18 protein-coding genes are annotated in these 23,517 nt (G+C 61.4%); 11 read left to right on the top strand and 7 right to left on the bottom strand.

Annotated features, from left to right (window positions below; translation table 11 throughout):
* Positions 1-7: 7 nt before the first annotated feature.
* Entirely contained in the window at positions 8-763 is a 756-nt protein-coding gene (locus VIL42_07285; GenBank protein HEY8592652.1) for a Crp/Fnr family transcriptional regulator, read from the bottom strand.
* Positions 764-1,406: 643 nt separating this feature from the next.
* On the opposite strand from VIL42_07285, the gene VIL42_07280 reads away from it, so the two are divergent.
* From VIL42_07280 to VIL42_07260, 5 genes are all read left to right on the top strand, one after another.
* Positions 1,407-1,955: a PilZ domain-containing protein gene (locus VIL42_07280; GenBank protein HEY8592651.1), complete on the top strand. Its 549-nt coding sequence runs from the start codon at positions 1,407-1,409 to the stop codon at positions 1,953-1,955.
* Positions 1,956-2,211: 256 nt separating this feature from the next.
* Positions 2,212-2,670 carry a MucR family transcriptional regulator gene (locus VIL42_07275; GenBank protein ID HEY8592650.1) on the top strand — a complete coding sequence of 153 codons (459 nt, stop codon included), beginning with the start codon at positions 2,212-2,214 and terminating at the stop codon, positions 2,668-2,670.
* A 1,071-nt stretch (positions 2,671-3,741) separates the two neighbouring features.
* A complete protein-coding gene (locus VIL42_07270; GenBank protein ID HEY8592649.1) occupies positions 3,742-3,948 on the top strand; it encodes a hypothetical protein in 207 nt (68 codons plus the stop codon).
* Positions 3,949-4,180: 232 nt separating this feature from the next.
* The gene (locus tag VIL42_07265) at positions 4,181-5,008 is read left to right on the top strand and encodes a Crp/Fnr family transcriptional regulator (GenBank protein ID HEY8592648.1); all 828 of its coding nucleotides are present in this window, start codon (positions 4,181-4,183) and stop codon (positions 5,006-5,008) included.
* A gap of 1 nt (position 5,009) precedes the next feature.
* The gene (locus VIL42_07260) at positions 5,010-5,285 is read left to right on the top strand and encodes a hypothetical protein (protein ID HEY8592647.1); all 276 of its coding nucleotides are present in this window, start codon (positions 5,010-5,012) and stop codon (positions 5,283-5,285) included.
* 95 nt (positions 5,286-5,380) lie between these two features.
* Here the strand turns inward: VIL42_07260 and VIL42_07255 are convergent, their stop codons facing one another.
* On the bottom strand, positions 5,381-5,536 hold the full coding sequence (locus tag VIL42_07255; protein ID HEY8592646.1) for a hypothetical protein: 156 nt from the start codon (positions 5,534-5,536) through the stop codon (positions 5,381-5,383).
* Positions 5,537-6,041: 505 nt separating this feature from the next.
* Between VIL42_07255 and VIL42_07250 the strand changes: the two genes are divergently transcribed.
* The 3 genes from VIL42_07250 (at position 6,042) to VIL42_07240 (ending at position 10,645) form a co-directional block, all read left to right on the top strand.
* Positions 6,042-6,461: a M10 family metallopeptidase C-terminal domain-containing protein gene (locus tag VIL42_07250; GenBank protein HEY8592645.1), complete on the top strand. Its 420-nt coding sequence runs from the start codon at positions 6,042-6,044 to the stop codon at positions 6,459-6,461.
* Positions 6,462-6,675: 214 nt separating this feature from the next.
* Positions 6,676-9,543 (top strand): calcium-binding protein, encoded by a 2,868-nt coding sequence (locus VIL42_07245; GenBank protein ID HEY8592644.1) that lies wholly within the window; start codon positions 6,676-6,678, stop codon positions 9,541-9,543.
* A 259-nt stretch (positions 9,544-9,802) separates the two neighbouring features.
* Entirely contained in the window at positions 9,803-10,645 is an 843-nt protein-coding gene (locus VIL42_07240) for a hypothetical protein (protein ID HEY8592643.1), read from the top strand.
* A gap of 749 nt (positions 10,646-11,394) precedes the next feature.
* On the opposite strand, the gene VIL42_07235 is transcribed toward VIL42_07240, so the two are convergent.
* The 3 genes from VIL42_07235 to VIL42_07225 are packed head-to-tail and all read right to left on the bottom strand — an operon-like array spanning position 11,395 to position 12,314.
* The gene (locus VIL42_07235; GenBank protein HEY8592642.1) at positions 11,395-11,661 is read right to left on the bottom strand and encodes a DUF5985 family protein; all 267 of its coding nucleotides are present in this window, start codon (positions 11,659-11,661) and stop codon (positions 11,395-11,397) included.
* Position 11,662: 1 nt separating this feature from the next.
* Complete coding sequence (locus VIL42_07230) at positions 11,663-11,944, bottom strand: DUF5985 family protein (GenBank protein ID HEY8592641.1); 282 nt, start codon at positions 11,942-11,944, stop codon at positions 11,663-11,665.
* Position 11,945: 1 nt separating this feature from the next.
* The gene (locus VIL42_07225) at positions 11,946-12,314 is read right to left on the bottom strand and encodes a hypothetical protein (protein HEY8592640.1); all 369 of its coding nucleotides are present in this window, start codon (positions 12,312-12,314) and stop codon (positions 11,946-11,948) included.
* Between the two features lie 205 nt (positions 12,315-12,519).
* Here VIL42_07225 and VIL42_07220 point away from each other — a divergent pair, with 205 nt between their 5' ends.
* The 3 genes from VIL42_07220 to VIL42_07210 are packed head-to-tail and all read left to right on the top strand — an operon-like array spanning position 12,520 to position 20,947.
* Positions 12,520-17,898, top strand: coding sequence for a HAMP domain-containing protein (locus VIL42_07220; protein HEY8592639.1), 5,379 nt, complete (start codon positions 12,520-12,522; stop codon positions 17,896-17,898).
* 2 nt (positions 17,899-17,900) lie between these two features.
* The gene (locus tag VIL42_07215) at positions 17,901-19,988 is read left to right on the top strand and encodes a response regulator (GenBank protein HEY8592638.1); all 2,088 of its coding nucleotides are present in this window, start codon (positions 17,901-17,903) and stop codon (positions 19,986-19,988) included.
* Positions 19,989-19,996: 8 nt separating this feature from the next.
* A complete protein-coding gene (locus tag VIL42_07210; GenBank protein HEY8592637.1) occupies positions 19,997-20,947 on the top strand; it encodes a 2-dehydropantoate 2-reductase in 951 nt (316 codons plus the stop codon).
* Here VIL42_07210 and fahA read toward each other — a convergent pair.
* Both fahA and hmgA read right to left on the bottom strand, forming a co-directional pair.
* On the bottom strand, positions 20,944-22,194 hold the full coding sequence (fahA, locus tag VIL42_07205; protein HEY8592636.1) for a fumarylacetoacetase: 1,251 nt from the start codon (positions 22,192-22,194) through the stop codon (positions 20,944-20,946). The genes VIL42_07210 and fahA overlap by 4 nt on opposite strands.
* Complete coding sequence (gene hmgA, locus VIL42_07200; GenBank protein ID HEY8592635.1) at positions 22,191-23,474, bottom strand: homogentisate 1,2-dioxygenase; 1,284 nt, start codon at positions 23,472-23,474, stop codon at positions 22,191-22,193. Before hmgA ends, fahA begins: the two co-directional genes overlap by 4 nt.
* Positions 23,475-23,517: the final 43 nt, after the last annotated feature.

The following is a 23,517-nucleotide window of genomic DNA, read 5'->3' as shown; positions in this document are numbered from 1 at the left end:
CGAACTTTCAGGCGAACGCCACGTCGTCCTCCCGCATGTGTAGATAGCTGCTGTCAAAATCGCCCGCCTCAGCGAGCCTGCGCCAGTCCCCAATGCGCACCATCCGAGGGTTCGTGCGGCTGATCAGGCCTTCTTTCTCCAACGCTTTGAGCGTTCTATTGACGTGGACTGATGTCAGGGCAGTGGTGTCAGCAAGCTGTTCCTGAGTCATCGGCAGCTCGTAGCCGGTCTCATCGCCTAAGCCCGCGGACTTCAACCGAAGCGAGAACTCGCAAAGAAGATGCGCCATGCGCGTGCGGGCGTCTCTGCGTCCGACGTTCGCAGTCCACTCGCGGAAGATCGAGCCGTCGACCAGCGTGTCGATCCACATCGCGTGGCCCACCCTCGGCCGCGCCAGCGTCAGCTCGACGATAGCCTCGCGTGGAATCATGGCCACCTTGCCGGCGGTGAGCATCTGGACACTGTGATCTGCGACTTTTAGCATTGAGTTCTGAAGGTCCACGGCTTCGCCCTTCAGGTGGATAGCAACGATTTGCCGATGGCCGCTGGCGACCAGCTTGTGCCGAATAGAGAAGCCTGAAAGCATCACGGACGAATGAGTGGCGAGCTCACGTTCACGAATAAGGAACTCGCTGCGCTCCATTCTCCTGATCGTGAATGGTAGCGTCCGGATTGCATGCCGGTCGTCCGCATCGAGTTCGGCGCGATACGCGAGCTTCGCGACGAAGGGCTCGAGCGTGGATTCGTTGATGTGGCGCTGCACTAAGGATCACTTTCGTGTGTTGTGCGCAGCACGGACGTCTCTCAGCCGACCCGCCTTCGAATGTTGGAGGTTGCCAATTAACATAATCAGGTGGTTGTTCGCTAACCCATATCAGGTTCCAAGCTCTTCGCAACATGCGCTTTCCACTCAAAGCAGGACGTTTGCTTGGCTCCAGCCCTCATCAGCCGATGGCCGGCGGCTACGGCGCATTAACGATGTTTGTTTAGAGCTGATTATCCGCGACGCACTACGTGAAGCTGATGCCGAACCTCGCCCCATCTTCTGAGAATCCAGGAGTAAGGTCGCGTGGCCGCGATCATGCCCCACGCGCGCCGCGTGTAAGACTTTCAATGTCCATCACGCTGGAGCTTTCGAAGGACTGCGCAGTGAAGGCAATAATTGAGGATCTTTCCAGCGATGGCTTCCGCTTAAGGTCACGAGCTTTGCTGCACCCAGGGCAAAGGGTCAGAATGCGCCTTCCTCGCGACACCCTCGATTGCAAGTTGCTGTGGGTAGACGGGATCGTTGCCGGCGGGGTTTTCGAAAAGTCCCCTGAGCTGCCGATATGGTGAGGTCCACGCCCGAGCAATCGCTGGCGCCTGCAACTCCGTCCGAGCGGGAGGGTAATCGTAAGCCGAGGCGCGTGGTAGATCTGCCTGGCTTTGGCGTCTTAGGCGATCAGACGACCTTTGGCCTGACCGTCGTCGATCTCTCTTACGACGGCTGCAAAATACGCAGCGATCTGGCGCTATTTCCCGGGCTTCAACTTAGGTTGTCGATCAAGGGCATCTGCGGTGCGCTTGATGCAATTGTCCGATGGTACAGCAGCGGCAAAGGAGGCCTGCAATTTCTCCTCGACGACTCGCCTTCAGCGGCCAAGTACATCCCTCGCGAGCATGATCGTCAGTCCGTCGCAGCCGACATTTCGCTACGTCGGCCCGGCCGAGGGTCTTACTTCACTCGCACCTTTGATCTGACGCCACGTGGTTGCAAGGTCGAGTTCGTTGAACGACCTCGCCTCGGCGAGAGCATTTGGGTCAAGTTAGATGGGCTTGACGCAATCACCGCGACGGTCCGGTGGGTCGACGATTATTATGGTGGGTTGGAGTTTGTCCGGCCGATCTACCCAGTCGTCTTCGACATGCTGCTCGCAAGACTAGGCGTTGCAAGGGGTAGCCAACCAGGTACCTAGTCAGCCGTTGTGCCCCGCTTACGTCCACACAGCCAACGAAAACCGAGCATGAGACCGGCTATCAAAGCCGCTGAAACCGCCCCGGCAGCAAAGGCGATTCGCTGCTGAACGCCAGACTAGCCTAAATTATCGGCAATAACCCACACTTCACCTCGATCGACTGAGCGCGGATACTAAAGTTTTACACTACTTACAGTGCTCAGTTGCTATGCTCTCGCGAGAGCCTATTTGCTTGGATGATCAACCGAGGGTGTCGATGAGCACTAACGCTAAACTCACTGAACTCGTGGCCGACATTGTGGCTGCGCATGTAGCTAACAACACAGTCGCTGTGGGCGACGTGGGCAATCTAATCCACCAGGTGCACTCAGCCCTTGCAGGCCTGAAAAAGGATCCAAGCTCCGTTCCATCCGCTAAGACAGCAATCGTCTCGATAAGGGCGTCGGTGAAGCCAGACTTCATTGTCTGTATGGAGTGCGGACGTAAGCAGAAGACGCTTAAGAGGCATCTTCAGACGGCGCATGGGATGACGCCGGACCAGTACCGGCAAGACTACGGTCTGACCAACAACTATCCGATGACAGCTCCGAACTATTCGGAGCAGCGGAAAGCGCTTGCCAAGACCATCGGTTTAGGACGGAAGCCGAAAACAGAACGGACGGGAGCGGCGCACTCGGCCAAGTCTAAGCGGAAGCTATCTATCAAAACTGAGTAGACGCGTGCGTTCTTGCCGGCTCTCCACCCGCTGAGACTTAGCCCGCCCGCGGGCTTCTTCGACGGTCATTCAAGGTGCACGACACGCGGCCATAAGCGCCACCCGAGAACATGGGGCAGAGTTGTCGTCGGGCGTATGAGCTGTCGCTCAGAGCGAGAATGTAAGCTGAATTGATCATGGGCCTGTCTGCGGTGTTGGAAGGTGTGCGCAGATGGTGTCTCAACGGCAGGTATCAAGCCCATGTCGACGGCCGACATTAATTTCTGACCGATAGCGGACACTCTCAACCGTCGGGTGCGGACATAAGATCGACAGCACACCTAACAACGCCAGACACACTCGGCCCAACCTGATTTAAGAGAACACAAGGCTTAAGCGCTTCTTAGATCGCGGCAAAACAGCCGCGGGGTTCGTGTAAGTGCGTCTCCTCGGTCCCGGTGGTGCGGTTGCCCCCGCCCAGGGTCGTTAAATCTCCGTTTATTCGGCCATCACCTGGACTTCGCTCTGGGCTCCCATGTCAGCACGGTTAGCGCTCGCTACAGTCCGCCATCGACCCATTTTAGACACGACCGGCCAAGCTCCCGAATGCGAGGCGCGTCGGCTTTCAGCCGCCGCCGTTCAAGCAAATGTGGATTACATAGTGCAACAGGCATGAGCTTACGCCGTTATCCGTCGGGCAACCTTAGACGATGCTTGCTATGCCCAACCTTTCTTTGGACTCTCCAATTACCGTTTTTCACGATGAGCTAGCCTCAGGCGAGGAGGTCAGCAAACAACTGACGGAAGAGTATCTACGAGCAAGAGAGATGGCGGAACGCGCCGCTGCCAAAACGAGCCGAACACATGCCGCCCGATCAGCGCATCAGGAGCTTGCTGAACTCTACTGTAGTCAGCGCCTGGCAAGGACCACAGATCGGGTCTGATGAAGGCGTCGGCACGCCTGACTTTGACAGCAGTTGAACCAGGATCCTCTCGGTGCCTTAGTAAGCGCAGGAGGAAAGAGGGTCGTAAAGGCGGACCTCATTCCCTTTGGGTCAGGAACCCAGACTGGCCTCCATCTATTATCGAAGCATGGTCAAGAAGATCTACGACACGGCAAGTGACGTGCATGCCGACGATGGAGCTGTTTCGGTCGAAGGGCCTGACGGCGTGTCCGTCCAGCTTACACCGGAAGCTGCCGAGAAGACGGCGAACGCACTTGCCGAAGGCGTAGTGGTGGCTCGCGGCCAGCGGCGGTCTCGTAGCGTCGGCCCGAGAGGAACCGAGCACCTAGACTAAGTGTTGTTTATTGTCTCGGCCGCCGCACTGGCCGCTTAGTCTCTCTGAGTGACTCGCCCGCTCTTCTGTACCTTGGAGAGCGGGCCTTTTTTATCCCGCTGCCAGCTGTTTTCGACGCGCAGCAGCCATAAGTAGGTCTGCAGCCAACTATATCAGCGCCGTCAAGAGCGCAGCGGCCGTTGCCTACGGCTCGTTACGACTGTTCACGCGTTTCGTTGGGGAGGTGACACAAATGTCCAATCCGCTGACAATGAAGCTGGAGCAGCTTACGCGGTTCACCGCATCAGAGCGGATGCGGCTAGATGAGCTGTTGCAGCACAAGAGCAAGACCTACCAGCGCGGCCAAACAATCATTTCGGCTGGCAAAAAGGTTGACGAGATTCACCTTGTCACGAGCGGCTTAGCCACCCGCTCAAAAACCCTTCGCGATGGCAGTCGACAGATGATGGCTTTTCTTGTGCCGGGCGATCTCTGCGACGTCGAAGTGTTCGTGCTGGAGGCCATGGACCACGACATTCTCGCGCTGAACCGCACCACTTGTGCGCTGATCCCAGCGGCCGAGATGGAGAAGCTGCTGACGGAATCTTCGAACCTAACACGGGCGCTGTGGTGGAGCACGATGACTGACTCCGCGGTGCTTCGCGAGTGGATCGTGAACCACGGTCAGCGCGACGCCCGAGAGCGAATTGCGCACATCTTCTGCGAGCTGCTGATCCGCTACCGCATCGTCGGCGAAGGTCTGGACAACGCAATCCCGTTCCCCCTCACCCAAGAGGAGCTGGCCGAGGCGACAGGCATGACGCCCATACACGTCAACCGGATGCTTCACGACCTTCGCGCTGAGAGGGTCATCGAGTTAGGCAACAGGACCTTAAGGGTAGTGGATTTCGAGCGTTTGGCTGAGATTGCGCAATATGAGCCAGCTTACCTTCACCTTGTGCGCACAGAAAAGGCAGATCCGGCCGTATTCAATCGTGTTGGAGATCTATTGCCAGCATCGTCGGGCGGGGTTTTCCAGAAGGCGTGGCAAAAGGTCACGCACCCGTTGACGCAGGAGTGAAGTGCGCCAGTGCGTCGGTTATTTGGAAGCCGTTGTGCATCTTTCCAATGTTCGCTTTCCACCCATTGCAGACATCCAGCTCCCCTGCGATCCTGCACTGATGAGAACCTACTGGACGGTCGTTCTTGCGATCGGACTCGCTGACGCAGCGCTGATCACGTTGTTGCTGGTCAAGGATGGCGGCCCAGAAGGGCTAGTGTGGTGGGCGTTCCTTATCATCCCGATGGCAGTTGCGGCGCTAGTTGTTGTCGGCATTATCCTACAGTTTTTGCGATAGGCTCCTCTCGAGGTTCCGTGCATCCACGGACTGCCCGCTTTCCACCCATTCCGGACTCGCGCCGGGAGCGGCGGCGGACGTTTCGATGAGAGGACCTAGTAAGGTCCGAACTTAACCGCACCGGTCGCGAGCAGGATGATGCCGACGACCAGCACAGCGATTGCGGTGTACGCAAACATCTTCACCGCCGAGGATTTGCTGCGCGGTTCCTGCCCATTGTGAAGTCCCTGACCATGCCTGTTTTCATCCATTCAAATGTCCTTTCGACGTGCTAACCGACAGGCGCCCCGGCGAGTTGCACCCGTCGCTCTCGGGATTCCCGCTTTGGCAGCATCCGAGGGGTTCTCGCGCCTGCAGTCAGGGGGTGGTTGAACCAAGAGGTAGATTAGATGATCGGGCCGGCCGTTCGGCGCCGACTTCGATGCGACGCATGCGCGGACGTTCCTCGCCTTCTGCGGAGACTGAGCAATGTCCTCAGTGCGAAAGGCTTCGCATCGTTGACGGAGGTGATGGGTTCGACACCGTCGCTTTGTCCTATGTTGGGGCCACTCACGGCATCAACGGCGACACTTCTATCCTTCACAAAGGCCTCCCGCTTGTGGAAGGCGCAGGTACGTTTACGAACGTAGAGCGTTTCAGCGACATCGCTTTAACTGCTTTCGACGACAAGATGGTGATCGGCGATCAGTTCGAGCCTGCGGTTGTTCGCTCCTGGACGGCGACGACCAGCTGATCGGTCAGCTTGTCAGCATCACAATGTACGGGGGCAATGGGAACGATCTGCTTGTTGGAAGCACAGCGAACGATGTGCTGTACGGAGAGGCCGGCAATGACAAGCTTCTAGGCTTCATCGGAAGTGATGACCTTTGGGGCGACGGAGGGTCGGACACCTTCTACTTCACCGAGCTCGGTGCAACTGATCGCATTCTCGACTTTGAACGAGGCGTCGACAAGATTGATCTGACGTCTATCGACGCGAACGCCAACATAGCAGGTCATCAATCATTTACGTGGATTGGCGTTTCCTCATTCACGGGCAAACCGGGCGAGCTACGCTCATACGCCGCCGGCGATGGTGAGTACGTCGTCGCGCTCGATGTGAACGGCGATGGTGCAGCCGATCTGTTGATCAACACCGGGAGCGTCAACGTTAGTAACGAGGATATGTTCTTCTGAAGCCATTATCAGCGTTCGCGCCCATCCTGTCTCTCCGGGACAGGTAAAGTGAACTAGGCAGCTAGTGTCCTGTTGAATTCGGAAGCAGGCCTAAGCCGCTCACGCCGTGAATGGGTAGAAAGCGGACATGCGGCGCCCGCCTTCGTCGGCAATAAGCTTTGCCATATCAAAGGGTTCGGGTAAGCATTGGCAAACGAACAGGGGGGGCAGGGCAATGTCGGTAATCACTGGCGACGATGGTGACAACAATCTCGTCGGCACGAATGAAGACGACACCATCAATGGCTTCGCGCGTCACGACCGACTGTCTGGCGTGGGTGGCAATGACACGCTTGATGGCGGCACCGGTGATGACCGCCTTATTGGTGGCTTTGGCAGCGATACGCTGAACGGGGCCGACGGCAACGACATCCTTTACGGCGCCGAGGAAAACACCGCACTGCGCGCTGTCCAGTACACTTTCAGTCCCGACCTATTCTCGATTGAAGGCACCGACACGCCTTATGTGGACAGCGAAAGCGACACACTCATGGGCGGCGCGGGATCGGACATCCTTTATGGCGGCGCTGGCGATCTCATTGATGGCGGTGTCGGCACTGACGAGCTGTTCTTGACGTTCCAGCACGCATCTACCGGCATCGTGTTCGATGTCGGGGCGACGGATCAGGTCGTAGGGTCGACCAAGATCAGCGGTATCGAGGTCTACCGCTGGATTCGAGCTTCAGAATTCTCAGACCGGTTCTACGGGCAGCAATCCTTTGCCACCGCCGGGTACCTCGATGCGGGCGCAGGCGACGACATTGTCGATTTTTCACAAGTCGTTGGGTTTGACGTTCACGGCGGAGATGGGGCGGACACGATCACGGTAGCGTGGAATTCTGGCGGCGTCGTCTATGGCGACAGCGGCAATGACATCATTGTTGGCGCTAGTGTCGATGGCGGTGACGGCGATGACAGGATCTCTGGTTCATACGTCCACGGCGGATCCGGCGACGATTACATCGAAGGTCGCGGCGATTTTGACGAGCTCTCCGGTGGCGCAGGATCGGATATCATCCGGGCGGCCCCCAGCGCCTCATACGGCTTTGGAAGCCTGTTGTCGTCCGATGGAAGCTCCTACGTCTCACCTGGTGACGCGGGCGGCGAACGGGACCAGCTGACCGGCGGCGCCCACGACGATAGGTTTGTGGCAGGTTATGGCGATCGCGTCGATGGCGGCGGAGGCTCCGACAGCCTGTCATTCTCCTTCGCGGCCTTGGCCAACGGGCTTTCGGGTTCGGTTACCCTGGCGATGATCCAGACCGCTGGCGCGGCCGAGATCCAAAGCATCGAGCATCTTGCATCGGTTCGGCTGACGGACGTCGCCGACAATGTCGTCATCGCCAACGATCAATGGGTCATCGTTGACGGGGGCAACGGCAATGATGTGATCGCCGCCGAATCCCGTGACTATAACTCGCTGCTCATACTCGGCGACGCGGGCGATGACGTAATCAGCACCCGCTACGGGCGCGTTGAAGCGCGAGGCGGTCTCGGGGATGATCTGTTCATCAGCTTGGGCGTCGGCGGTGTATTCAAGGGAGAGTCTGGGTCCGACACCATCGACTACCGGAACGCTGGATCGGGGGTGTCAGTAACGCTCTATGCTGGATCTCAGGTCTCCAATGGTGACTATATACAAAGCATTGAGAATGCGCGCGGTTCGGCCTTTGCGGACACTTTGATCGGCTTGGAAGGCGCGAACATCCTCGTAGGCCGTGACGGCGCGGACACGCTGCAGGGCAACGCGGGCGACGACGCCCTCTACTCCGACAACACCGGCGCTGCGGACGACGACGGCACTGCCGACCGGCTGGAGGGTGGCGTTGGTAACGACCTCCTGTCCGGTGGTTACAATGACTATCTCGATGGCGGCGATGGCCTCGATAGCCTGTCCTTCTCCCTGCTCGGCTCCGCGGCTGGGGTTTCCTTGAACACGGGAAGCTTGGTCGGCGCGGATTTCGCATTAGGCGCGGGTAGCGTCCGTAATATGGAGCTGGTCCTGCAGCTCTACGGCAGCGACTTCGCCGACACCTTGAGCCTGCACTCGCAGGCGGCGACCCTGACAGTTAATGGAGGCGGCGGCAGCGATGTTGTCATTGCAGCCAGCAGCACTGCTGTGGTCTTCGGCGGGGCCGGCGATGATACTCTGCTGGGCGGTATCGATGAGGATCTCCTTTCCGGCGACGATGGGAATGATCGACTGGCTGGAGGCTTGGGCGCCGACGACCTTCGCGGCGGATCTGGCAACGATATGCTATTCGCAAATAGTGAGGGTTCATTCGATAACGGCGTCGAAGTTGACATCCTTAGCGGTGGTGCGGGCGACGACTTCATCCTGTCCGGGTACGGCGACATCGTCGATGGCGGCGATGGCTTCGACACAGTCGGCCTGTCATACGTAGGCGCCACGCACGGGATCACAGGCGACACTGCGATCTTACATCAGGGCCTCCCGCTCTTGGCCGGCGCAGGTACATTCCAGAACGTGGAACGATTCAGCGACATCGCTCTCACGGCGTACGACGATAAAATGGTAATCGGCGACCAGGCTGATCCTGCGGTGGTCCGGTCCTGGGACGGCGATGATCAGCTCATCGGACAGCTGGTCAGCATCACCATGTACGGGGGCAATGGAAACGATTTGCTAGTCGGGAGTACGGCTAACGATGTGCTCTACGGGGAGGCTGGTGACGACAAACTGCTTGGTTTCTTGGGCAGCGACGAACTTTGGGGTGGCGCGGGGTCCGACACGTTCTACTTCACGGAAGTAGGTGCGACTGATCGGATTGGCGACCTCCAGGTCGGCCTTGACAAGATTGATGTGAGCTCGATCGATGCAAACACGACGTTTGCTGGCGACCAGGCGTTCACGTTTATTGGCAGCGCTGCGTTCAGTGGTCAGGCCGGTGAGCTCCGGGTCTACAACTCGGGCGGGACCGCCGGCTTCGTCGTAGCTCTGGACAACAACGGCGATGGCGCCGCAGATCTGCTTATTGAACTTGGATCTGCGCAAGTAGGCAGCGCTAACTTGATACTGTGAAGGGGCTCGAAGCTATCCCCTGAAGACTACCGCAAGAGCTACAAAGTCTCTGCCGCGCAACAGATGCAAAAGATTTACCGCCGGAAGACTGTTCCGTACGCGTAATCGTTAGCGCGGGTTTGAGGGGAGGCTCCTGCCACCTACACCGAGCTGTCGTTTAGGTCCGCTTTCCACCCGAATCAGACACTGGAACCCGACTCGCGAGCAAAGAGTCGCTCCGAACATGCTTCATAGAACCGCTCTTCGGTTCGTCCCACCCATGCTGCCGACGCTCACGAAACAAGCGCCCGCTGGCGACAAGTGGCTGCACGAGATCAAGCACGACGGCTATCGAACGCAGCTTGTGCTTGGCGATAGTTCTGCGGCGTACACGCGTAACGGGCACGATTGGAGCGACTGCTACGCTCTGATCCTTTCCGATGCTCGGAAGCTTAACTGCAGGTCGGCGATCATCGGCGGCGAGGTTATCGTTCAGGACGAGCTTGGCCGGTCAGACTTTGAGGAGATGAAGTCAGCGTTGGCGCACGAGCGCGAACGGCTGATCTTCTACGCCTTCGACCTTATTCACTTGGATGGTGAGGATCTGTGCCGAGTACCGCTGATCGAACGCAAAGGCCGCTTGCAGGAGCTTGTTGGCGAGCACGATCCAAAGTCTCGCATCCAGCTCACCGAGCACATGATTGGGGATGGACCAGAGTTCTTTGAGGTCGCCGCTGGAGCATCTTTGGAGGGCATCGTCTCGAAGCGGCTGAGCAGTTGCTACCGGAGCGGCAGGACACGCGATTGGCTCAAGACAAAAGCCATGGACGAAGGCGAGTTCGTCGTGATCGGGCACAAGCGCGATAAGACCCGATCAGCGGCGCTCCTAGCGCGCGAAACAGGTGACGGCCTGGAGTATGCCGGCAGTGCGTTCGTAACGCTCTCAGAACCCGAACGGGAGCGCTTCTGGCGCACGATGGAGCATCTGGCGACGGATACTGCAGCGCTAGCTGCGACTGACATCAAAGGAGCTTCATGGGTACGTCCGGAGATAAAGGTGGAAGCGCAGTTCCTTTGCGCGCCCGGAAAGCTGAGACACGCGACCTTGAGGATCATCCTTTGATCTCAACCTAAATCAACGTGAACCCCATTAGCAGCTGCGCTGTCCCAGTTTGATAGATTTTGATTGTTTTCAGACGCCAGCGAGGCCGACCCGCTGGAGCGCATCTAAGGGCCTCGTGCTTGCTACGTGATTGCCAGTTGTGAAGAGAGTCGCGGCGGTAGGGCTCTGGAATAGCCTTTTCCTGCTATTTGTCGGCCTACGGTCCATCTAATCGTTAGTTAGATGGCCTGCCTAACCGTCGCTTTCGATTGTGCGTCAACAGCGAGCCCAAGTGTGCCTAAAGCCAGAGCAGTCACCGAGCCTGTTCCCGAAGCTCGCGCATGTTGAACTCGGCAGGCTCACGGCCTTGTCGTTGCTCGCCCCTACGGTAGACCTTCACCCATTGCGCCGACGCGTAGAACAGAAAACGCAGCCGAGAACCCGAAGAGGAGCACGGTGAGCGCTGAAAAAGGGCGGATGCATCGCGCGATTATCGCACCAGCCGGATTCACCAGACGGAGCACAGATAACTAGCCTGCATTAAGGCCGTCATGCCGAGCACGATCCAGCCAGCGGCAATCCTGAGCGCTTCGCCTTCGGGCCTGTGCGAGCAGTGCATCCTGGACAGGCTCCCTATCTCGACACGAGATGCGCAACCGAAATGCGCGCGTTAGCGGTCGCGCCTCTCTACAGGGCTCGATCATTCGTAATGATGGGGTCGCGTGTTCGAGTCACGCAAGCGGCACCACCTCACTTTGCCGGCCAAAGAGTCAAGCACGCTGCTGCCGGTTCGCGCGGTAGATGCCGAGCAGGATCAGCAGAAACGCGGCGAGGCGGACCAGGTAGAGCGACCCACGATTCTCGTCCGGGATGGAGCTGAAGGCGACGAGCGCCTGGCCGATCCCGAGCGCAGCAAACGCAAGCGCAAACAAGAGGAACAGCCCGTCACCGGTTCTGCGCCGGAAGCGCATGAAGAACAGGGCGCAGGTAAAGAAGCCGAAGCAGACCGCACCCGAAAGGAAGTCGTAGAGGCTCACTTCAGCGCTCCTCCACTTCCCACACAAAGCCCCAGATGAGCGACACCACAGCGGCCATCGAGAGCAGGACGCGCGGGAGGCTTAGGTCGACTTCGGGTGTCGGCCAGACCACCTTGTCCAGCACCAGCGCCAGATTATTGAGCGACAGGAAGACGAAGCAGATGCTGCTCCACAGCAGGAACCGCGTCCGGTTCGCCATATAGCTTCGTCCAAGAAGCCAGCAGGAGGCCGCGCTGGTGATGAAGCAAAGCACGTACACGGCTGTGGGGAAGATGTCCGCCATCTCAGCCCTTCCTGAACCTGAACGCATCCACGAACGCGGCAGCATCGCCGGCCGAGGATGAGATGATCGCCCGCCGAACGGCGTCCGGCCGTGGAGCATAGAGCGCTTCCGCCTGCTCGACGAGTAGCGAAACCTCGTCGCTCACCGGCATGTACTGAACGCCCGCTTCGCCATTGCTGACCAGCCCTGCGGCCTCAAGGCCCTCAAGTGCCTTCGCGACCACGAGGTCGCTGGCACGAAGGCTGGTCACCAGATCCTCGCAGGTCCAGGCCGGCCGGTCGCCCTTGAGCACGAGCAGCAGCTCGAGCGCCCATACGGACCGGAAGCTCGATCCGATGAAGCGCAGAGTTTCGTCGTTCGAGCCCCTCACGAGCTCCCCCTGATCCGGTGCAGAGGCATGGCCGGACCCTATCGAAAGTTAGGAGGGCAAAGCAAGGCGTCGAGTCATTCCGGACGCGTTCACTTTTTATGAAGCAGAACGCTATTCAATGCGGTAGTAGAAGCTCGTTTAGGCGGCCGGGGGGCCGCTTGGGATTCAACGTCGGGCGGGGGGAGAAAAGCCACCGGAGTAGCGAGTGAATATCCAGAGCCCCCGCCAATTCATCGATCGCCGCCAGCTCGTCAGCGCCCTTCGTGCGCTCCGCCGCGGCGACTTCACCGTTCGCCTCCTTGAAGAAGCCGATGGCGTCGATGGCGAGATCGCCAGCCTGTTCAACGAGGTCGTCTCGATGAACCAGGACATGGCGCAGGAGTTCGAGCGGCTGTCCAAGGTGGTGGGCAAGGAGGGCAAGATCAGCCAGCGCGGGCGCGTCAAGAACGCGCGCGGCGGCTGGGAGACGGCGATCCGCTCCGTCAACGAGCTGATCGAAGACATGGTGCAGCCGACCGCCGAAGTGTCGCGCGTCATCGGCGCGGTCGCCAAGGGCGACCTTTCCCAAAGCATGACCGTCGAGATCGACGGCCGTCCGCTGCGCGGCGAGTTCCTGCGCATCGGCAAGGTCGTGAACACCATGGTCGATCAGCTGAACGGCTTCGCAAGCGAAGTGACTCGCGTCGCGCGCGAAGTCGGCACCGAGGGCAAGCTGGGCGGTCAGGCCAAGGTGAAGGGCGTCGCCGGGACCTGGAAGGACCTCACCGACAATGTGAACGCCATGGCGACCAACTTGACGTCCCAGGTGCGCAACATCGCCGAAGTGACGACCGCGGTGGCGCGCGGCGACTTGTCGAAGAAGATTACCGTGGAGGTGAAGGGCGAAATCCTCGAGCTCAAGAACACGATCAACACCATGGTCGACCAGCTCAACGCCTTCGCGGGCGAGGTCACCCGCGTGGCCCGCGAAGTGGGTACCGAAGGGAAGCTGGGCGGGCAGGCGCGCGTGGAAGGCGTCGCCGGTACGTGGAAGGACCTTACCGACAACGTGAACCTGATGGCCGACAATTTGACCGGCCAGGTGCGTAACATCGCCGAAGTGACGACCGCCGTGGCCCGCGGCGACTTGTCCAAGAAGATCACCGTCGACGTGAAGGGCGAAATTCTCGAGCTCAAGAACACCATCAACGTCATGGTGGACCAGCTCAACGGCTTCGCATCGGAAGTGACCCGCGTCGCGCGCGAGGTGGGCACCGAAGGAAAGCTCGGCGGCCAGGCGCAAGTGCCGGGCGTCGCGGGAACCTGGGCCGACCTTACCAACAACGTGAACCTGATGGCCGCGAACCTGACCGGCCAGGTCCGCAACATCGCGGAGGTGACGACCGCCGTGGCCCGCGGCGACTTGTCCAAGAAGATCACCGTCGACGTGAAGGGCGAGATTCTCGAGCTGAAGAACACCATCAACACCATGGTGGACCAGCTGAACTCGTTCGCGTCGGAAGTGACGCGCGTGGCGCGCGAAGTGGGCTCGGAAGGGAAGCTCGGCGGTCAGGCCAAGGTGGAAGGCGTCGCCGGCACCTGGGCCGATTTGACCGACAACGTGAACCTGATGGCGGACAACCTCACCGGTCAGGTGCGTAACATCGCGGAAGTGACCACCGCCGTTGCGCGCGGCGACTTGTCCAAGAAGATCACCGTCGACGTGAAGGGCGAAATCCTTGAGCTGAAAAACACCATTAACACCATGGTGGACCAGCTGAACGGCTTCGCGTCGGAAGTGACCCGCGTCGCCCGCGAGGTCGGCACCGAAGGTAAGCTCGGCGGTCAGGCGCAGGTCGAAGGCGTCGCCGGCACCTGGGCCGACTTGACAGACAGCGTGAACCTGATGGCTGGCAACCTCACCGGTCAGGTCCGCAACATCGCCGAAGTGACGACCGCGGTGGCGCGCGGCGACTTGTCCAAGAAGATCACCGTCGACGTGAAGGGCGAGATCCTAGAGCTCAAAAACACCATCAACACGATGGTGGACCAGCTCAACGCTTTCGCATCCGAGGTGACGCGCGTGGCGCGCGAAGTGGGTTCGGAAGGGAAGCTCGGCGGCCAGGCGAAGGTCGAAGGCGTCGGCGGCACCTGGAAGGACCTCACCGACAATGTGAACGAACTTGCGGCCAACCTGACGGGTCAGGTCCGCAACATCGCCGAGGTCACGACCGCGGTTGCGTCGGGCGACTTGTCCAAGAAGATCACCGTCGACGTGAAGGGCGAGATCCTCGAGCTGAAGAACACCATCAACACCATGGTGGACCAGCTGAACTCGTTCGCTTCGGAAGTAACCCGCGTGGCGCGCGAGGTAGGTACCGAAGGCAAACTCGGCGGCCAGGCGCAGGTGCGCGGCGTCGCCGGCACCTGGAAGGACCTCACCGACAACGTGAACCTGATGGCCGAAAACCTGACCGGCCAGGTGCGTAACATCGCCGACGTCACCACCGCGGTGGCGAAGGGCGATTTGTCGAAGAAGATCACCGTCGACGTGAAGGGCGAGATCCTCGCGCTCAAGAACACCATCAACACCATGGTCGATCAGCTCAACGGCTTCGCCAGCGAGGTGACCCGCGTCGCCCGCGAGGTGGGTACCGAAGGCAAGCTCGGCGGGCAGGCCAACGTGCCGGGCGTCGGCGGCACCTGGAAGGACCTTACCGACAACGTGAACCTGATGGCCAACAACCTGACCAACCAGGTACGCGGTATCGCCGAGGTCGTCACCGCGGTGGCCCAGGGTAACCTCAAGCGGAAGCTGACGGTGGCCGCGAAAGGCGAAATCGCGGCGCTCGCCGACACCATCAACTTCATGATCGATACTCTGTCGACCTTCGGCGACCAGGTGACCAACATGGCCCGCGAGGTCGGTATCGAAGGCAAGCTCGGCGGTCAGGCCCGCGTGCCCGGCGCTGCCGGCTTGTGGCGCGACCTTACCGACAACGTGAACCAGCTGGCGGCGAACCTGACGAACCAGGTGCGCTCGATCGCCGAAGTGGCGACCGCCGTGACCAAGGGCGACCTTACCCGCTCGATCGCCGTGCAGGCATCGGGCGAAATGGCCGCGCTTAAGGACACGATCAATGAGATGATCAGCAACCTGAAGGAGCAGACGCTCAAGAATGCGGAGCAGGATTGGCTCAAGACCAACCTCGCCCGCTTCAGCCGCATGCTCCAGGGCGAACGCGATCTCGCAACCGTGTCGAACCTCATCATGTCGGAGCTCGCGCCGCTGGTGAACGCGCAATATGGCGTGTTCTACGTCACCCGCCGCGAAGAGGACGAGACCAAGCTCGAACTCGTCGCCAGCTACGGCGCCGAGAACCCGGACCAACTGAAGCAGAAGTTCGGGCTTCGCGAGGGTCTTATCGGACAAGCGGCGGCCGACCGCCGTCCGATCCTGCTGAAGGACGTTCCGCCCGACTTCATCCGCATCGGTTCGGGCCTGGGCGACGCCAAGCCCGCCAATGTGAACATCCTGCCCGCCTTGTTCGAGGACGAGGTGAAGGCCGTGATCGAGCTGGCGTCGTTCGGTGAGTTCAACGAGACCCACCAAAGCTTCCTCGACCAGCTGATGGAATCGGTTGGCATCGTGTTGAACACGATCGCCGCGACCATGCGTACCGAAGGCCTCCTGAAGCAGTCGCAGCTGCTCACGCAGGAGCTTCAGTCCCGCCAGACCGAGCTGACGACAAAGCAGGAAGAACTGCACGCGACCAACGAGGAGCTTCAGGAGAAAGCGCAGCTTCTCGAAAACGAGAAGAAGCAGGTCGAAGCGAAGAACCTCGAAATCGAAATGGCCCGCCGAGCGCTGGAGGAAAAGGCCGAGCAGCTCGCTCTCACGTCGAAGTACAAGTCCGAGTTCCTCGCCAACATGAGCCACGAGCTTCGCACGCCCCTCAACTCGCTGCTGATCCTGTCGAAGCTTCTTGCCGACAACCAGAAGGGCAATCTCGACGACAAGCAGGTGGAGTTCGCGCGGACGATCAACTCGGCGGGTTCGGACCTGTTGAACCTGATCAACGACATTCTCGATCTGTCGAAGATCGAATCCGGTACGGTGTCGATCGAGGTCGGCGACATGCCGATGCAGAACCTCAAGCAGCACATGGAGCGGACCTTCCGCCAGCTTGCCGCCGACAAGCAGCTCGACTTCAACGTCAAGTTCGATCCCAAGCTGCCGCAGGAAATCCGCACCGACGAAAAGCGGCTTCAGCAGATCGTGCTCAACCTGCTGTCGAACGCCTTCAAGTTCACCTCGAAGGGCAGCGTCACGCTTGGCGTTCGCTGCGCGTCGAGCGGGTGGAGCCCCACGCACCCGGTGCTGCGGGGTGCCGAGAAGGCGATCGAGATCGCCGTTTCCGACACCGGCATCGGTATCCCCGACGACAAGCAGAAGCTGATCTTCGAGGCGTTCCAGCAGGCGGACGGTACGACCAGCCGCAAATATGGCGGCACGGGCCTCGGCCTCTCGATCAGCCGCGAGATCGCCCGCCTCCTCGGCGGTGAGCTGCAGGTCCGGTCCAAGCCGGGCGAAGGGTCGACCTTCACTTTGTACGTCCCGCTGGAGGCTGAAGTGGCCGCAGCCGCTGCGCCGAGCGGTGCGCCGGCGCGCTACGACAATAGCGGCGCGATGGTGCCGACGGCGCTCCCGACCGGGTTCGAAGTCAGCGACGACCGCGACGATCTGGGCACCGACCCGTTCGTGCTGATCGTTGAGGACGATCCGACCTTCGCGACCATTCTTCTCGATGCCGCGCATGAGGCCGGCATCAAGGGCGTGGTCTCGACGGCGGGCGCGGGAACGCTGGCCATGGCGCGCAAGCTCCAGCCGGCGGCGATCACGCTCGACCTTGGCCTTTCAGACATCGACGGCTTCGTGCTGCTCGACTTGCTGAAGCACGACAGCGAAACGAGCCATGTTCCAATCCACGTCATTTCCGGCGCCGATCGAAGCGCGGCGGTGATGAACATGGGCGCGTTCGGGGTCACCGAAAAGCCGGCCGAGCACGGCGAGCTGGTGCGCGTGTTCAGGGAGCTTGGCGCTCAGGCCGCAACGGCGAAGCCACGGCGCAAGAAGGCGGCACCTGCTTCGGCTACCAAGCAGGTGGCGGAACTCGCGGGCGCGAAGGTGCTGATCGTCGACGACGACATCCGCAACATCTTTTCGCTCACGAGCGTTCTTGAAAGCCACGACGTGGAAGTGCTCCACGCGGAACGCGGGAAGGACGGCATTCTGATCCTCGAACAAACGCCCGGCGTCGACGTGGCGCTGATCGACATCATGATGCCAGAGATGGACGGCTATGAGACCATGCAGCAGATCCGGCAGCGCCCGCAGCTCGCCGACTTGCCGCTGATTGCCGTCACCGCCAAGGCAATGAAGGGCGACCGGCAGAAATGCCTCGATGCCGGCGCTTCCGATTACATTGCGAAGCCGGTTGACCTTGAGCTGCTGCTCGCCTTGCTGCGCGTGTGGGTTGCGCGTTCGCGTGATAGCCAAGCAATGGCGGCAGCAGTGCCCGCGGCAATGGAAGCGGCTGAGTAAGGATGAACGTGCCGACGGGCGAAATCCCGATGCCAGCGCGCGCACCCAACGAAGAGGTGCAAGCGGCTGACATGCTCGATCAGGCGGTGGAGCGAGCGCGCGTGCTCGTCGTCGACGACGACGAGCGCAACCTGCTCGCGATCTCCACCGTGCTCGAGGACCTCGGCGAAGTGGTCGAAGCGCGATCCGGCGAGGAAGCGCTCCGCCACCTGCTGAAGAGCGAATTCGCGGTCATCCTCCTCGACGTCTACATGCCGGGCATGGACGGTTACGAAACCGCCCAGATCATCCGCAGTCGCGATCAATCGAAGGGCATCCCGATCGTTTTCCTGTCGGCGGTGAACAAGGAAGCCGAGCATCTGATGCGCGGCTATTCGATGGGCGCGGTTGACTATGTCTTCAAACCCGTCGACCCGATCATCCTTCGGTCGAAAGTCGCCGTTTTCGTCGAGCTGTTCGAGAAGTCGAAAGAGGTCGAGCGCAAGGCGCGGCAGGAGCGCGTGCTTCTCGACGCCAACCTTCGCGCCAACGCGGAGCGGTTGCGGGCCGAGCAGGAGCTTCGCCGCGCCGAGCAGCGGCAGGCTGCGATCATCCAGTCGCTGCCGATGGTTCTCTATCTGGAACCGTTCGAACGGTCGCCGCGATGGCCTAGCTACATCAGCGGCGACATCGAGGCGATCACCGGCTTTTCCGAGCGCGACATCATCGACAACCCAGAAACCTGGGCAAGCCGGCTGCACGCCGACGACCGGGAGCGCGTGCTTGCGAGCCTCGAGGCCCGCCGGAACAGCGGCCGCTTTTCGGTCGAATATCGCTGGCAATGCGCCGACGGCACGTACCGTCACTTCCTCGATCAGGCCGTGCTGCTTCGCGACGGCGACGGACGTGCGCTGGAATTCGCCGGAACCCTGACCGACATCACCGAGCAAAGGTCGCTCGAAAACCAGCTGATGCAGGCGCAGAAGATGGATGCGATCGGCAAGCTGACCGGCGGGATCGCGCACGACTTCAACAATCTTCTCGCCGCGGTGATCGGTGGCCTCAGCGTCATCGAACGGCGCACCGAGCTTGCGCCCGAGCAGCAGCGGTTGCTCGACATGACCAAGCGCGCCGCGGAACAGGGCAGCGACCTCGTCCGTCGCCTTCTCGCCTTTGCGCGCAAGCAGCAGCTTCAGCCGCATCCCATCGACCTGATGTCGCTCCGCGATGCCGTGGTCGAACTGCTCGCGCACGCACTCGGCGGGCTGATGAAGTTCGACTGGCAGATCGAGGACAAGATCTGGAAGGTGTTCGCCGACCAGGCACAGCTTGAGCTTGCGCTGATGAACCTCATCATCAACGCCCGTGACGCAATGCCGTCGGGCGGCACGGTGACCATCTGCGCGGAAAACCACCACGTCCGTAGCGGTGAACTGCCTGGCCTCGACGCCGGCGATTATGTGCGGCTGGCGGTCATCGATACCGGCACCGGCATCGCTCGCGAGCATCTTGAAAAGGTTCTGGAGCCGTTCTTCACGACCAAGGAAGTCGGCAAGGGCAGTGGCCTCGGGCTCAGCATGGTCTACGGCTTCGCCAAGCAGTCCAACGGTGCCTTCCGGCTCGACAGCGAAGTCGGAAAGGGCACGACCGCGGAGCTGTGGCTGCCGCGGGCGCCGGAGCAAACGGCGGAAAAGCCGTCGGCGCCGCTGGACACGAGCGTTCGTGACGACACGAGGTCGCTCCGCGTGCTGCTGGTCGACGACCATGCCGAAGTGCGCAGTACGACCGCCGCCATCTTGTCCGACTTCGGGCATGAGGTCGTCGAAGCGTCGAGCGCCGGCCAGGCGCTGAAGGTCCTCGAAGCGGGCGATTGCAACTTCGACCTGATGATCACCGATTACGCGATGCCGAATGTCTCGGGCGCCGAATTCCTCCGTGCCGCGCGCTCGCTATGCCCCGGCGTGCCGGCGCTGATCATCACCGGCTATGCCGATGCCGGCGCAATCCAGGACCGTCCGGACGGCGTTGAAGTGCTGCTGAAGCCGTTCACGCAGCGCAAGCTCGAAGACGCGATCCACCGCGTCACGGACGCCACCGTCCCGGCCGAGTGACCGCAGGGATGCGCGTCTGCGTCGTCGGCGCCGGCGCGATCGGCGGATGGCTTGCTGCCGAGCTGGCGCTTGCCGGATGCGAGGTCAGCGTGCTCGCCCGCGGCGAGACACTCCGCCTCATCAACGCCGAGGGGCTGCGGCTCACTCGAACTGACGGCCTTCAGTCGGTGCCGATCAATGCGGCTGGAGATGCCAGCGCACTCGGCGAGCAGGACCTGCTCATCGTCGCCGTCAAGGCGCCTGCCCTGCCCGCACTCGCGCCAGCGCTCTCACCGCTGATCGCTTCGGACACGATCATCCTGCCGATGCTCAACGGCGTGCCCTGGTGGTTCACTGAAGAACCGCTCCAGTCGGCTGACCCTGACGGCACGATCGCGGCGACGTTTGCGAAGGATCAGGTGCTCGGGTCAGTCGTGCACGCCAGTTGTCGACGAGTGGCGCCGAACAACATTCAGGTCGTTCACGCCGACAAGCTGATCGTCGGCGAGGTGGACGGCGGCATCACTGACCGGGTTGCTCGCGTCTGCGGATTGTTCGAACAGGCAAACATCCGCTGCGAGGCGAACGAGAATGTCCGCCGCGCCATCTGGTACAAATTGTGGGGCAACGCCACGATAAACCCCCTATCGGCGCTGACCCGCTCGACCGCCGACAAGCTGCTCGACGATCCCGCCATCCGCGCCTGGATGGCGGAGGCGATGGACGAGCTTGCGGCGGTCGGCGCGGCGATAGGCTGCCCGATCAGCGAGACTGCCGAGGACAGGATGGCGGTCACTGCACGCCTGGGCGCATTCAAGTCGTCCATGCTTCAGGACGTCGAGTCCGGGCGGCCGATCGAACTCGAAGCCTTGTTAGGCGCGCCCCGGGAGATCGCCAGACGGGTAAACGTACCGACGCCGCAGCTCGACCGCATCTATGCGATGACCGCGCAGATGGGCGCCAATCTCGGCCTCGCTTAGGCGGGCTCGACGCGGCCGACGCACTCGCCGAGGCCGATGCGCGGAGCGCCTTCGGCTTCGCACCAAGCGCGCAGGGTGACTTCATCGCCGTCCTCGAGAAAGCTGCGCGTCTCGCCAGTGGCAAGCTCGATAGGCTGCTTGCCCCCGCGGCTGATCTCCAGCAGCGAGCCCAGGCCTTGGTCGCTGTCGGTCGACAGTGTGCCGGTGCCGATCAGGTCGCCCGGCTGCAGGTTGCAGCCGTTCGAGCTGTGATGCGTGACGATCTGCGCCGCGCTCCAGTACATCGCCGCGTCCGCCGATCCGCGCGACAGGACATAAGGCGCGACGCCCTCGCGCCGCATGCGCTCGGTGGTCAGCGTCGCTTCAAGCTGGATAGCGATGGCGCCGCTCTCCCGGTCCGCGGGGTCGTTGAGGTAAGGCAGCGGTTCGGGATCGCCCGCCGGCCGCGGCGGCATCGGCTTGCGGTACGGGCGGAGCGCTTCGGGGCTGACCACCCATGCGCTGACGCTGCTCAGGAAGTTCTTTGCAAGGAACGGCCCGAGCGGCTGATACTCCCACGCTTGCAGGTCGCGCGCGGACCAGTCGTTGAGCAGGCAATAGCCGGCAATATGGTCGCCAGCCTCGTCGATCGGGATCGGCGAGCCGAGCTCGTTGCCGCGCCCGATCCAGATGCCCAGCTCCAGCTCGTAGTCGAGGCGGCGGCTCGGCCCATATTCAGGCGCTTCGGCCTCCGGCGGCTTGCGCTGGCCGCAGGGGCGGATCACCGGCTCGCCCGACACCCGCACCGAACTCGCGCGGCCGTGATAGCCGATCGGCACATATTTGTAGTTCGGCAAAAGCGGATTGTCGGGGCGGAACTGCTTGCCGACATTGGTCGCGTGATGAATGCCGACGTAGAAGTCGGTGTAGTCGCCGACGAAGCACGGCAGGTGCATGCGCGCTTCCGTCAGCCCAACCAGTTGCGGCTCGACATCGTCGCGGTAGCGCTCGTCGGAGAGCAGCTCCGTCAGCCGCTCACGCAGGTCGCGTTGCGCCTGCGGGCCGCGCGCGAGCCAGCTGTTGAGCACCGGCTGCGACAAATCCTCGATCCAATCCTGGTCGAGGAGGTCGGCGATCCCGACAAGATCGAGGACGAAGTCGCCAATCGCAACTCCGGTTCGCCGGCGTCGCTCGCCCACGGAGAAGACGCCGAGCGGCAGGTTCTCGATTGGGAAGTCGCTTCCCTGTGCGCTTTCGACCCAGCTCATGGCAGCTGCGCCTTCGGAAAGCCGGTCCAGGCTGCGTCATAATCAGGCTGCGCGCGGTCCATGGCGAAGCGGGTCGGAATGTACGGCCAGCAACTTTCGACCATGAATGCCATCGTTCCTTCGATCTTCATCGGCTTCAGATCCGCTCCGCTGGCCTTTTGCCAGCTTTCCACGTCTGGCCCGTGGCCGCTCATCAAATTGTGCAGCGACAGCCCGCCGGGTGCGAAGCCTTCCGCCTTCGCATCATATTCGCCGGTGATCAGCCCCATGGCTTCGCTCATCACATTGCGATGAAACCACGGCGGCCGGAACGTATCCTCGGCGACCATCCAGCGCGGCGGGAAGATGACGAAGTCGGCATTGGCGCGCCCCGGCATTTCGCTGGGAGACGTCAGCACCGTGAAGATCGATGGGTCGGGATGGTCGAAGCTGACGGTTCCCATCGCGTTGAAGCGAGACAGATCGTAGCGGCACGGCGCGAGATTGCCGTGCCAGGCGACGACGTCGAGGGGACTATGGTCGAGCGTCGTCGTCCACAGCGCCGCCATATATTTTTGGATGTACTCGACCGGCTCATCGCTGTCCTCGAAAGCGGCAACAGGCGTTTCGAAGTCCCGAGCATTCGCCAGGCCGTTGGAGCCAATCGGTCCCAGTTCCGGCAGGCGGAACAGCGCGCCGTGGTTTTCGGCGACATAGCCGCGCGACGGTCCGTCGACATCGACCCGGAACCGTACTCCGCGCGGGATGACGCACACGGACCCGGGCGCGACGTCCATCCTCCCAAGCTCGGTGAAGATGTGCAGCGTCCCCGACTGCGGGATGATCAGCATTTCCGCGTCAGCGTCAGAGAACACGCGGCGCTCCATCGAGCGGTCCGCGCGGTAGAGGTGGAGCGCGACGCCGCTGAGCTCGTGCGGCGGGCGGCTGACCAGCATGGTGACTAGCCCGTCGACGAAATCCTTGCCTGCGGGCAGGTCGTCCGGCGCGCTCCAGCGAAGGCGGTTGGGCGCCACCGGTTCCTTGATCGTCCCCGGCGCGAACAGCGGCGTTCCCTCGTAGCGCTGGAACGGCCGGTGATCAGCGGTCGGCCGCATCCGATACAGCCATGACCGGCGGTTCTCATGACGCGGCGCGGTGAAGGCAGTTCCGGACAGCTGCTCGGCATAAAGGCCGAACGGCGGGCGCTGCGGCGAATTGCGGCCCTTGGGCAGCGCGCCGGCGACGGCCTCTGTTTCGAAATGTCCGCCGAAGCCGGTCAGGTAATCAAGCGCATCGGTCATGCCGGCTCGGTTAAAGCGTCAAGCCTGCAAAAACAAACGGGCG

This window comes from Sphingomicrobium sp. (assembly GCA_036563485.1).
GTDB lineage: Bacteria > Pseudomonadota > Alphaproteobacteria > Sphingomonadales > Sphingomonadaceae > Sphingomicrobium.
This window is presented reverse-complemented; position numbering and strand designations above follow the sequence as displayed.